This is a genomic window from Paenibacillus sp. FSL P4-0176 (assembly GCF_037975265.1).
Lineage (GTDB): Bacteria > Bacillota > Bacilli > Paenibacillales > Paenibacillaceae > Paenibacillus > Paenibacillus amylolyticus.
Genome location: NZ_CP150242.1, coordinates 583,175 through 596,261, shown reverse-complemented (window position 1 = coordinate 596,261; position 13,087 = coordinate 583,175). Strand labels below are relative to the sequence as shown.

The window sequence follows — 13,087 nt, the reverse complement described above, 5'->3', positions numbered from 1 at the left end:
TCTCCTCATGTCTATAATCGGGTAGCATAGTCCACCATCGATTCCTGGCAACCTAAGACGTATTTTACGGATAATTGCAATGACTTTAAATACGTTAATTACCATTTACCTCTACTTGCACATGAAACTCACGTATAAAAGGTCATATGATCTTTGTCTTCGCGATAATAATCCAGCCTTTGCTTCATCGTACCTGTATGCAGTTCAAACAAATGACCATCCGGATCAGTAAAATAAACAGATAATGCGTCCCGGGGATCTCTGGGCCTTCCAGGAAGAATGTCCGCCCCGGCTGCTCGCAGCTGCTGTACAGACGCGTCGAACTCCTCTTCTGTAACGGTAAATGCAATATGGGTATAGGTTCGTTCCGTATAGTTGCGAATAACATCCTCCTGATTCAGGGCAATCCACAGACCGGCAAGCTCAAAATAAGCCAGTTTGCGTCCTTTCACCTGAATTTGGGCACCGAGAGCCTGCTCATAAAAGGTAATGGCCCGCTCCAGATTGGATACGGAAAAGCACAAATGATTAATTCCTTGAATATTCATGTGGCTCCTGACACCTCCATCGATTTAAGGATCTACCCTTATTATGGTATATTCTGCGCAAAAAACAACCGCTCTGCTGTTTCCTCCCGCACGTTCTTCTGGGCGAATGCATAGGTTATCCGTATCAATGAACGTTCGAGGAGGATGTAAAGCGAATGAATCCTGTCTATCCTTTTTATGGTGAGAAAACGGTATGCAAGGAGCAAAAGCTGGCATTTCCACCCCAGCATCAGGACCAGCAACCCGGTCTGGAAACTCTGATGGTGCCTGAACCGATCAGTGAAGATCCTGCCTATATCGGCAGCTGCAAACTCCAAGGTAAAGTTGCCATTATTACGGGTGGTGACAGTGGAATCGGCCGGGCGGCCGCCATCGCTTTTGCCAAGGAAGGTGCGGATATCGTCATTGCTTATCTATATGAACGGACAGATGCCGAAAGGACTCGTGAACGGATCGAAGAACTGGGACAGCGCTGTCTCTTAATCGAGATTGATCTCCGCTTAAAGAAAAACTGTGAAGCCGTCATTCGCACAACCATGGAAACCTACGGGAAGATCGATATTCTGGTCAACAATCATGGCGTACAGTATGTGCAGCCAAGCATCGTTGATATTACAGAGGAACAGCTGTATCACACCTTTCAGACCAATGTGTTCGCCTATTTCTTTCTGATTCAGGCCGCTCTCCCCCATCTGTGCAGAGGTGCCTCCATTATCAATACGGCTTCCATTACAGCATATAAAGGCAACACTCAACTGATCGACTACTCTTCTACCAAAGGAGCCGTCGTATCGCTGACTCGTGTACTCGCCCAATCACTCGCTGCACAGGGAATCCGTGTGAATTCCGTCGCCCCGGGACCCATCTGGACACCGCTCATTCCTGCTAGTTTCTCCGCTGAGGATGTACAGGTATTTGGAACAGATACACCCATGGGTCGAGCTGGTCAGCCTTACGAACTGGCGGCAGCCTACGTTTATCTCGCTTCCCGCGATTCATCCTACGTCACAGGTGAATGCATTCATGTAAATGGCGGCGATATGGTAACGACATAGGCTGATGTCAGGTTGGATTTGGCAGGTGTGGCAGGATATCGGTTGTTCAGTTGCGAAGAGGGTTAGGAGTATGATCCGGTTATGCCGGAGCCTGACATCTAGCGACAAGGAGCTGAACAACCTGATGAACTTCGATCCACTCTACCAACCGTACCCCTCTTACCGCGTGCCTGTGTATGCGAAACAAGGCATGGTCGCCACGTCACAGCCACTGGCTGCACAAGCTGGTCTGGATGTATTGAAAAAAGGCGGCAATGCCATTGATGCCGCCATTGCAACTGCGGCAGCACTCACGGTGCTGGAGCCAACGTCCAATGGCATTGGAGGCGATGCTTTTGCCCTCGTCTGGACCGAGGGCAAACTGCATGGCCTGAATGCCAGCGGCCCTGCGCCTCAGGGCATATCCATTGAGGCGCTTCAAGCGGCAGGCCATACGGAGATGCCGAAGCTTGGGGTTGTTCCGGTGACGGTGCCTGGCGCACCGGCGGGTTGGGCTGAGCTGAGCCGCCGTTTTGGGCGACTCACGCTGGCGGAAGCGCTGGAACCGGCCATCCGCTATGCGGAGGAAGGTTATCCGCTTGCGCCTGGGCTGGCCCGCCACTGGGCAAGGGCAGCCGAGATCTATGCACGCCAGGGTGATGCGGAGGTAGGGCGTGCGTGGTTTGAGACATTTGCTCCAGGCGGGCGTGTTCCCGCAGCTGGAGAGATGTGGCGCTCGCCGGATCATGCGGCGACTTTGCGCCAGATTGGCGAGAGCGAAGCACGAGACTTTTACGAAGGAGAACTGGCAGAGCGCATTCACTCCTTTATGGCAGAGCACGGTGGTTATCTGACTCACGAAGATCTGAAGGCTTTTCAGCCGGAGTGGGTTGATCCCATCTCCGTCTCCTATCGTGGTTACGATGTATGGGAGATTCCACCGAATGGACAAGGATTGATTGCTCTCGCGGCGCTTAATCTGTTGAAAGGTTACGAGTTCGACGAGAAAGAATCTGTTCAGGCATATCATCAGCAACTTGAAGCCATGAAGCTGGCATTTGCCGATGGGGAGAAATATATTACTGAAGAACGCAAAATGGGTGTGACGGTGGAGGAACTGCTGTCCGAGGCATACGCGGAAGAACGGCGCAAACTCATTGGTGATACCGCACGAGCACCTGAGGCAGGTGATCCACGTGCAAGTGGAACAGTCTATCTGGCTACGGCGGACGGTGAAGGCAACATGGTTTCGTTTATCCAGAGTAACTATATGGGCTTCGGGTCTGGGCTCGTTGTTCCGGGAACAGGGATTGCTTTGCAGAATCGTGGACACAACTTCTCACTGGACCCTAATCATGCGAACGCCCTAGAGCCAGGCAAACGAACGTATCACACGATCATTCCGGGGTTCCTTACCCGTGGCAGCGAAGCGGTTGGGCCATTCGGTGTCATGGGTGGTTTCATGCAGCCACAGGGTCATGTGCAGGTGGTTATGAATACGATCGATTATCACCTGAACCCACAGGCCGCCTTGGATTCTCCGCGCTGGCAGTGGACGAAGGGCAAAACAATTCTCGTGGAACCGGGTTTCCCGCAGCATATCGCTCAGGCACTCGCCCGCAAAGGACATGATATTCAAGTGGCACTCGATCCATCCCAGTTTGGACGCGGTCAGATCATCTGGCGCAACCCGGACAATGGCGTATTATGCGGGGGTACGGAAACCCGAGCGGATGGCTCGATTGCGGCTTGGTAAAACTCGCGTCATTTTTATAATAGGATGATCACCTTATCATCCGTATAGGGTGAAATTTTAAGGCACAACAGAGATGATTCATGTCATCTCTGTTGTGCCTTTTTTCGACTTCTAACATCAGTAAACAACATACTGTAGATATTTATGTACCCTTTTAACCAGAGAAATGTAAAAATAATGTGTAATTCATGAAAAATACTTATTTTTTCGTAAATTTTCACTACATACCATAAATCACAGTGCCTTTCTGACCGATATAGATAAAGGGAAATCCTCACCATACGTGTCATCATGCACACGTACTTCCCTGGAGCTAAGGAATCACGCAAAACAGAAAAATGCGACTACAGAAATGAGGGTACCAACACATGAAAACAAACAAGAACAGACGCGCAGGTCTAGGTCTCACCATAATGATGATCCTGACGGTACTGATCCTGGGGGCATGTTCAGCCAACAATACAACAACGGCAACAGACACAAGAACAAAGGTTGGGATCGTGCTTACGGAAGTGGGTCTGGGTGACCGTTCTTTTAATGATGCTGCTTTTGATGGACTGGTTCAGGCCAGAAATGAGAAAAGCATTGTCTTTGACTATCGTGAACCGGGCGACAATGCCGAAGCTGCATTTGAAGAGTTTGCGCAAGCCAAATTCGATCTGGTTATCGGCCTGAGTGATGCTGTCCAAGCGGATATGGAGAAAGTTGCAGCCAAATATCCTGACCAGCAGTTCCTCATGATTGACAGTCAGTCCGAACTGCCTAACATTGCCTCCATTTCATTCCGGGCGGAAGAAGGAAGTTATCTGGCAGGTGTTATTGCCGCTATGGCTTCAACGGAAGATCATGTTGGCTTCCTTGGTGGAATAGAGATACCGGTCCTTCGTAATTTCGAGCAGGGTTTTAAACAAGGTGTTCTGGCTGTCAAGCCGAATGCAACCGTTGATGTCGTCTACGCAGGGGACTTTGGCAATGCCGAGCTGGGTGAACAACTGGCTGCAGAGATGATTCAGGAAAAGGGCGCTGACGTGATCTACGTTGCTGCCGGTCTCACAGGCGTAGGCGCACTGACGGAGATTCAGAAATTAGGGAAATACGCCATCGGTGTAGATACCGATCAATTCTTTTTGGCGGAAAAATCCATTCTTACGTCCATGCTGAAAAATGTGGATGTCTCTATCTACAATGCCGTTAACACGTTTGTTAAAAACAATCATACCTTCCCTCAAAAGGAAATCGTGGAGGGGCTGGCGGAGAACGCCGTGGGTCTGACTGCTCTACATAATATCACGCTCAGTGATGAACAACAGCAAACCTTCGAAGATCTGAAGGCTAAGATCTCTTCCGGTCAAATCAAAATTACGCTTGATCAATAACCCATCGGATACGAGGAGGTACGCATATGAAACTACAGGGAAAACTGATACTTAATGCTCTAATTTCACTACTTCTATGCCTTGTGCTAGTCGCTTATATTATCATGCAATTGCTCAACATGAATGCCAAAAATCAAAATCTGGTACCAGCCATGCTCAAGGTGAGTGAACTGAACGCCAATCAGATTCAGACCCAGCAAGCGCTGGATGTCTACTCATTCTCCATGACAGCAGGAAACCAGGACGCCGTGCTTCGCTTGCTGGATGAAGGCCAAACGATGATTCAGGAGCTTACGGACGGATTGCTCGAAACAGATCAGCAGTTACAACTTATTCAGTCCATCGAGACAAAATTAGAAGCTCTCAACCAGGGAGCCACCGAAGCGATGAGTGCGATGAACAGTGCGGAAGCGAAACGTTACAGCACTCGGGTTCGGGGCATACAGAATGATATCTATTCGTTAGATGAGATGACTCGGGATCGTTATGATCAATATACCGTCGATTTGGAACGTGACATTCAGCAAACGTGGCAAGCCGCTCTGGCAGGAGCTATCGTATTGCTCGTCGCCGTGATGCTGTTTAATATGTATACTTCACGTCAGATTGCCAAGCGTATTCGAACACTCAAAGACGCCGCTGGACAAATTGCGGACGGTGACCTGACCGGACAATTACCGGAAGCTCGGGGCAAAGATGAACTCGATGACCTGAGTCGTTCCTTCGGTACCATGACTCATAATATCCGCGGCATTATTCAGTCGATTGGTGAAGCGGGTCATCGTGTCGATCTGATGGCACAAGATATTGACCGCGGTAATGATACAGCCCAAGCGATTGTGCAGCAAGTATCCCGCACCACGGAGGAACTGTCAATTGGCAGTCAAAAGATTGCCGAGGATCTGAGTGAAACAGTGATGGTTGTGGACAAAATGCAGTCTACCTTCAATAGCAATCTGGAGGCCACTTCCCAATCGGTAATCGATGGTCGTGAAGTATTAACTACCGTTGAGGAAGGTAATAAGGCTGTAGCGGAGCAACTCCGCTTGGCCGAAGTGAATCGTATGGCGATGGCCGAGGTGGAACAAACGGTGCGGGAACTGGAAGAAAGCGCGGTTCGAATCACTACGATGACGGCATATGTATCAGAGATTGCCAAACAAACAACCATGCTCTCGTTAAATGCCTCCATAGAGGCTGCTCGCGCTGGAGAAGCCGGACGTGGCTTCGCTGTTGTTGCGGGCGAGGTGAACAAACTCGCCGAACAATCTGCGCAATCGGTCAAACATATCTATGCGGCTGTGGGCGAGATCACAACCTCCATGGACAAGGTGAAGAACTCTGTAGCACAAAGCATGCAGTTATTCGGCGAACAGGAACAAGCCACTGGCCAGACTCGCGAATCCTTCTCTGCTATTCGTGAAAGTGTGGAGCGCATTAGTACGGGTATCCATCAGCTTGCTGAGGACATGCAACACTCCAATGAACTCAGTACACAGGTGCAACAAGCCATCGAAAATATCAGTGCCATCACCGAGCAGTCGGCTGCCAGCAGTGAAGAGATTACCGCCTCCACGTCGGAACAACAACGTTCCTTCGCTGATGCAAGTATCAAGGTGAAGACATTGCGTGATATTAGTGCAGAGATGCATCAGGAATTGCTGCGATTCCGTCTGTAAGCAGGATGCCGGAGAATTTTGGGTTGGACGTAGTTCAGATGTAGTTGAGATGCAGGTTAGATGCAGATTATAGGCATGTTATGGGCAGGTTATAGCCGAGCCAGGATTAGGTAGCGTGAACATACAAACAAATAAAGGGGAGCCTCCGTCATGCATCATGACAGGGCTCCCCTTTTCAGTACTAATCATTGTTTCATCCAACCATTAATTCGTTTCAAAGATATGAAAGTATATAAATTGAACTAAACATTTACACGAAACGGAGAAGACAGAAAGAACCTGAAAAAGCGGAGCTAAAAGTTGTCTGAAAGAAGCTGCCTCAGAAGCATATACTTCGCCTAAAAGCTTCTTGAAAGAAAGCCGCTTCGGAAGCATATGCTATCCCCGGATTTCCTAATTTATAAAAGAAAAAACTGGGGATAACAGCGATCGGAAGGTTGTTCTGTCACCGGAGTGTCCAGTGTAAATATTCTTTAGATCAACTTATATAGATAACAAGGCATCAACATTTCAGATCCAAACGTTTAACGAACTGAGCAAACCTTATTGGGCCATTAATTGCATGTTATAAAACCTAACGAATCTCAGGCACTCTATTCACTAATTTAGTCCGGTTTTTCAGGTGTTTTATCTGAAATACACAGAAATAACGTGGATGAGGTTCGTTAGCTTTTGCTCCTCGATGTAAACCGTGGTATAAGGTGTATCAGGTTCGTTAGGGCACTGGGAATTGGGTAGTGAGCACTGAGCAATGGACATCGTGCACTCATCTACTTTTAATGCGCTGGTGCGCTAGTTCGTTGGATCACTTGCAGTTTAGAAATGATTAGTCATAGACAGTAACCCAAAACCATAAGCTAGTCCCACACCTGCCCTATCCTCACAGTGCGTCGATGATGTCTCCGGCCAGCAGGGATGATGGGTCACCGCGCAGCAGTGCTGCACGTTCAGCGGCCTGTCCGTGGAGATATACGCCGAACGCGGCGGCTTGCTCCGCGCTGAGCCCTTGGGCAAGCAGACCGGCGATGATGCCGGTCAATACGTCTCCGGCACCGCCAGTCGCCATGCCGGCGTGCCCGGTGGTGTTGATGTACGCCTCGCCGGACGGCGTTGCGATGACCGTTCGTGCTCCTTTGAGCACAAGGGTCACGCCCTGCTCGCGGGCGTATTTTGCAGCGTGCCCAATGCGGTCACGCTGCACCTCTTGGGTCGACATGCCCAGCAGTCGGCCCATCTCGCCAGGGTGCGGCGTCAGGATTGTCGCGGCACTTCGCTGGCCCCAGTCGCGAGGCCCATGTGGGCCAGCGTCTGCCAGCATGTTGAGGGCGTCCGCGTCGATGACGAGCGGACGATCCGTATGTTGCCACAGACGGCGCAGCCAGTCTGTGTCGCCCTGGAAGAGGCCAAGGCCTGGGCCGGTCGCGAGCACGTCGCGGCTCTCCGCAAGACGCAGCACGGCGTCGGCGGAAGCCGCGTTCCATTCTCCGCTTTCGCCATCGGCGGCGGCAGCGAGCATGAGCTCGGGCACGGTGCCGATGACATGCGGCAGCAATGCCGCGGGCAGCGCCCATGTGGCGAGCCCGCAGCCTGCGCGCAGCGCGGCCTTGGCCGAGAGCAGGCCAGCGCCGCTCATCGGCAGACTTCCTGCGGCCAACAGTACGTGGCCGTAGGTGCCCTTGTGGCCGTCCGGTGCCCGTAGACGGCCTGTATCCACGCGCAGCGCACCGCGCAGCACCTCGTCCGTCAGCAGACGGACCGAGGGGCCATGCTCTGGCGCAAGTCGCGCGGGAATGCCGATGGCGCGCACCACAATGCGCCCCGCAGCAGAAGCACCCGGGTACTGCACCAGCCCGCGCTTAAGCAGCGCGAGACATACGGTCACCCGGGCTTGAATGCAGGGCTTGTACACCTCTCCGGTGTCGGCGTCCAGCCCGCTTGGCACATCGGCGGACACGACCGGCTTGCCGCTGTCGTTCGCCGCCTCAATCAGCGCCGCGTAAGCTCCGCGCGGCGCTCCCCGCGACCCGGTGCCCAGCAGCGCATCCACGATGCCTGTGCACCGGCTGAAGTCCACGGCTTCGCGCCCGTGGACAAGAGCAGGGATGCCAAGCTTCGCGGCGGCATCCCGTTGCACTGCGGCTTCGCCCCGCAGTGCATCAGGGGCATCGGCGTAGACCAATGTCACGCCAAGCCCTGCTTCAACCAAATGGCGCGCGGCCACTAGCCCATCGCCGCCATTATTGCCCTTGCCGATCAGCATGTACCACTGCTGATCTCCCGGGCGCTCCATCACCAGCGCCGGATCGGCGATGATGTCGCCACCATAACCTTGCCGATCACCGGGCCCGGTGTGTGCCCGCCTCGCATCGGTCTTGCTGCTATAGCCAAGCTGCCCTGAATCCACAAACCAGCCTTCTGCCTGCACTTCCCGGCACAGCTTGATCACTTCCTCGGCTATGGCGCGACCTGCATTCTCCATCAGACTTGCTGCCGGAATACCGAGCTGATGAATGGTATACTCGTCCAAAGCTCTCATCTGTTCAGCGGTTACGATAAACAACGTTCATCCCTCCCCGTGACAAGCTCATCTCATACTTAAAAGTAGCAACTTTGCACCTAAACGCTGCATCTTATATGTGTGTCGCTATCTTTCCTCTTACCTCATCCAGTTACCACGATCCACTCGGTACATCATCGAAAACTCTATCGATCCCGTGTACGAGACCTTCAGATTAAATCATCCATTCCAAAGCCTGTCTACACTTAATAACCTACCGTAAACCGTGCTTGTATAAATTGCGGATCGTCAAGTTCGTCCACCAAAGCCGCTGCAAAATCGCCAACCGAAATCGAGCTTTCCCCGATATCATCCGTAATCACCCGGTTCATGCCAACCCGGAACTGGCCTGTTCGACGTCCTGTTGTGATTGTCGCCGCAGGGCTCATGTAAGTCCAGTGAATACCTGATGCTTCAATCAGGTCATATGCTTCTGCATGTGCTTTTGCGAGTGGTTTGACTTCTTCCGGGAATCCCGGCGTATCCATCAGCATATCCCCGGAATCGGTTAGCAAACTTCCCGCTCCACCAACTACAACCAGACGTCCTGCTTTTGCCCGGCGCACACCCTCGATCAACGAACGTGTCACTTCCAGCATCTCTTCTTCTCCACCAAACTTCGGTCCATATGCACTCACAACCACTTCCTGACCCGCTGCAAAATCAGCCACCTGATCCGGGTTAAGCAGATCTCCCTGTTCTACACGCAAACGCTCATGAACCATCTCAACCTTCGAAGGGTCACGCACCACCGCTGTCACTTCATGCCCACGATCCATCAGCTCCCACAGTATCATCTTGCCAATCGCTCCGGTTGCTCCAAAAATGGCTACTTTCATATGAATTCCCTCTTTTCTGTAGATATCATTTCATCAACTTACCGTTATTTTAATACTTAATCCTATTGTTATATACCTTAAACGGCTCACGCCATCTTAAACCGGATGTGACATCTTGTAAACCTATCTCTTACAGCTTATATGTAGAAAAACAATCTTCACTGCGTGATCGAAGGAAACACCGCCATTCAGAAGCATCCCCTCTCCTCCCCATCAAGCAATACGGTTCATGTAAAAAAGCCGCTAATGCGGCTATACGGAGATGATTTCATAATCATATGAAGTGTAGTCTCGCATCAAAATTCAGTTTTCATTCCGCTAGGCAGTCGGCCCTTCTTCTCCCTGCCTCCACCACATGCCCTCCGATTTTGGGCTGGTATATTCAAATCCAAATTGAGCATACAGACGATCAGCCGGAACATCCGCCAGCAGACTGACCAAACCGCGAGCAGGCACAACGTCACGCAGATAATTCATAATCTCGCTCATGATCAGCTTTCCATAACCCATTCCCTGAACATCCGGGTGTACGGCAATGTCAACGACCTGAAAGAAGCAACCGCCATCTCCAATCACTCGCCCCATACCTACCAACATATCCTCTTCACGCAGACATACGGCAAACAGACTATTCGGTAGTCCAATCTCCGCCCCTTCCCTGCTCATTGGACTAAGACCCGCGATCTGCCGCAGGGCAAGATACTCCAATGCTGCGGGTGGTGTGTGTTCAATATTCACATGATCCATGAATTGTGCCCCTCTCCAACAAAATAAATTATTCTTTTATTCTGTCAACCACATGCCAAGACTTCAACAGCAAAACCGGCGGGATATATACAGGCATAATCCACTGGTAAGACAGATCTTGAAGCAACTGACCTAGCCATAACCTCCCTTGATAATCCAGCCGAATCCTCCACAGACCGCTAGCCATGGTTTCTCCCTGATCTACAAGTTCACGGGCATCATCATAGGAATACTCTTCTCCTTTATTTCGTTCAATTTCTTCAAGAGCTGCATCATATCCCCGTTGCTGCTCTTCTTCCATTTCATTTGTAAGGTCAGAATCATATATCACGGAAAAGTTAAGCCCTTTGAGCTTACGCTCTTCAATCCATTCTTTAAACTTTTCTGTAACAAAAACCTGAACACCAGGAGTTTCCTTAATCTTGAACATACACGTTCCTTCCGGTATTTTGGCAGGATCGAATACAAGCTTGTTAAACCGTGCCCAAGACCCATCTTTGAATCTACCAATATCAGAACGATGATAATCAACACAGTCCAATATATTAGTAACATTTAGTATGAACAATTCCATATTATCATTCGTTATGGGCAAAAATTCTACTTCGCTTGTTAATAAACTCTCTTTCTCCATCATCTCTTTAACTCTTTTTGAGAACACAGGTTTACCGATATGGTAATTCGGAAAATCCTTGTATGATTTTTTATAAAGGGTTTCTAAACCTATTGTTGTCCATCCTTTTATTTTAGATTGACCGTGGAAATCACTATTAATTGGATGATGATCATCTTCCACTGAAGCTAGGACCTTCGTTTTCGTATCATGATTAAACCTATAAAATTTCATTTCTCCCCACCTTAAAATCTTTCTATTATAATTACATCTGTGTCACTGAGCTACTCTAAGTATCATGACTTTAACATATGAATTCTGCTTGAATTCATCTACTTCCTGTGTAATAGTGAGAGAAAGCTTACGTGAAGCGTGTTTCATGATACGTGAAGTTGGTGCAAAGGAGGAACAAGTGTGTTTCAAAGTTGGATTGAAGATCTAACATCGCGCCCAAGCGCTGTGGCTGTGCTGTTTGGAGTCATGGCTTTGCTTCTGGGGATATACATATGGTCTGCCACTGAAGTTCGCCGCAGCCACGAAAGGCGAATGAGAAGGATACGAGATACATTATACATAAGTACAGCCCTCTTGGGACAACTTACCATCCAGGAAAATCGGAATTATGAACGATCGGAACACGAACATGACGATCTGATAACAGCAATGTTAGCCTGCAAAGCTGCATCTTACCTATCTCTTCAGCTGCAGGACCAGATCCGTGACTGTATTAAGGATCATGACCCTGCCAGAATCGGACTGATGCACAGAGCACTGGAACGGGAATGCACCGTATTATCGGATGAACTCAGCCGGGAGACTCATGCAGATCATTGGGGCACAGCGGTATGGACCATCCTTCGGCCTGCAGCCGAACCAGCCGCACTGGCGGCTACAGGGTTTCTGGTTATAGATCTGGTATTTCGTCAGCGGATGTTGGACGTGCCTGTGGACTCATGGGACAGCATCTTGCCATGGATTCGCGCAATTTCCCTGATGATCACCATAATATATGGTTACCTGCTCTGGGCCAGCCCACGCCGGGATAGGTCAAGTACAGTAACCAAAATGCTCTCCTTGCTGATCGCGCTATGCTCGTTGCTCCATCTGATTGGACCTATTGCTGCGCCCTACGCCCTTGGATTACAGCTGATTATATTCACTTCGGGTTTCGGGTTGACTGGGACACGCTCTCGAAGTGAGCGCCCCTACGCAGGACATACGGATCTGGAACCAACGAAGCAAGTCTCTACGGAACTGGAAGGAAATACACGTCGTACATCTGGTACCAACACCGACGAATAACCTACGATTCAGCCGCTTCCGTATGATTAAACTTAGATACCCACATCGATGATACGAGACTTGGCCCTCCCTCGGCTGGATTTTCACCGATCAGGTCGTGTCTCCTTACTCGGCATGCTATACGATGATGTATGTCAGTGTCCCAAAATTATGGAACTCCCGTCTGGATGTTCCTATTGAGTAGCCAGACGATTTTCTAAGGAACACAGGACGTCTTATTCGGCCTCTACAGCCTCTTTCAAAATTGTAAAGAACCTCAGACACGTTATTTCCCAAAATCGCTCGATAAAAACGCTCTAAAACGCCGTACATTTCGATATAACGTGTCTCAGATTCGTTAGCGCTCAACCCCTGCTCATGCTCTGTTCCAAACGCGACTGAGAGGAAACCTCGTGTCCCTCTCGTACGAAGCGAAAATTCTCATTGGTAGTGGAAAATAGGAAAATCGCTTTTGCGACGTCCTAATTGCTTGCTCTTACATTCAGTATTTAGCGCTTGCCTACTCCGGACACGTTCAGATACACTTCGGCTTTCAGCACGTGTTGAAAACATCCCCTATATCCAACGTATCTGTACGCAAAAAGGGCTTAAACTACATTGTAGTTTAAGCCCTTTTCTATAATCTTTTCTTGCGAA

10 protein-coding genes are annotated in these 13,087 nt (G+C 50.0%); 5 read left to right on the top strand and 5 right to left on the bottom strand.

Going from position 1 to position 13,087, the window contains the following annotated elements:
* Positions 1–128: 128 nt before the first annotated feature.
* Positions 129–548 carry a metallothiol transferase FosB gene (gene fosB, locus MKY95_RS02785; protein WP_036607427.1) on the bottom strand — a complete coding sequence of 140 codons (420 nt, stop codon included), beginning with the start codon at positions 546–548 and terminating at the stop codon, positions 129–131.
* Positions 549–703: 155 nt separating this feature from the next.
* Between fosB and MKY95_RS02780 the strand changes: the two genes are divergently transcribed.
* From MKY95_RS02780 to MKY95_RS02765, 4 genes are all read left to right on the top strand, one after another.
* Positions 704–1,603, top strand: a complete 900-nt coding sequence (locus tag MKY95_RS02780; RefSeq protein WP_036607429.1) for a glucose 1-dehydrogenase — start codon at positions 704–706, stop codon at positions 1,601–1,603.
* Positions 1,604–1,727: 124 nt separating this feature from the next.
* Positions 1,728–3,338 (top strand): gamma-glutamyltransferase family protein, encoded by a 1,611-nt coding sequence (locus MKY95_RS02775; protein WP_339199892.1) that lies wholly within the window; start codon positions 1,728–1,730, stop codon positions 3,336–3,338.
* A gap of 368 nt (positions 3,339–3,706) precedes the next feature.
* Positions 3,707–4,714: a BMP family ABC transporter substrate-binding protein gene (locus tag MKY95_RS02770; protein WP_339196780.1), complete on the top strand. Its 1,008-nt coding sequence runs from the start codon at positions 3,707–3,709 to the stop codon at positions 4,712–4,714.
* A gap of 26 nt (positions 4,715–4,740) precedes the next feature.
* Entirely contained in the window at positions 4,741–6,393 is a 1,653-nt protein-coding gene (locus tag MKY95_RS02765) for a methyl-accepting chemotaxis protein (RefSeq protein ID WP_036607433.1), read from the top strand.
* A gap of 880 nt (positions 6,394–7,273) precedes the next feature.
* Here MKY95_RS02765 and MKY95_RS02760 read toward each other — a convergent pair.
* From MKY95_RS02760 to MKY95_RS02745, 4 genes are all read right to left on the bottom strand, one after another.
* Positions 7,274–8,953, bottom strand: coding sequence for an NAD(P)H-hydrate dehydratase (locus MKY95_RS02760; protein ID WP_339196777.1), 1,680 nt, complete (start codon positions 8,951–8,953; stop codon positions 7,274–7,276).
* Between the two features lie 203 nt (positions 8,954–9,156).
* Complete coding sequence (locus tag MKY95_RS02755) at positions 9,157–9,789, bottom strand: NAD(P)H-binding protein (RefSeq protein ID WP_036607440.1); 633 nt, start codon at positions 9,787–9,789, stop codon at positions 9,157–9,159.
* 318 nt (positions 9,790–10,107) lie between these two features.
* Positions 10,108–10,536: a GNAT family N-acetyltransferase gene (locus tag MKY95_RS02750; RefSeq protein ID WP_036672164.1), complete on the bottom strand. Its 429-nt coding sequence runs from the start codon at positions 10,534–10,536 to the stop codon at positions 10,108–10,110.
* Positions 10,537–10,564: 28 nt separating this feature from the next.
* A complete protein-coding gene (locus MKY95_RS02745) occupies positions 10,565–11,383 on the bottom strand; it encodes a DUF1629 domain-containing protein (protein ID WP_036672166.1) in 819 nt (272 codons plus the stop codon).
* A 180-nt stretch (positions 11,384–11,563) separates the two neighbouring features.
* On the opposite strand from MKY95_RS02745, the gene MKY95_RS02740 reads away from it, so the two are divergent.
* Complete coding sequence (locus MKY95_RS02740; RefSeq protein ID WP_036672168.1) at positions 11,564–12,451, top strand: hypothetical protein; 888 nt, start codon at positions 11,564–11,566, stop codon at positions 12,449–12,451.
* Positions 12,452–13,087: the final 636 nt, after the last annotated feature.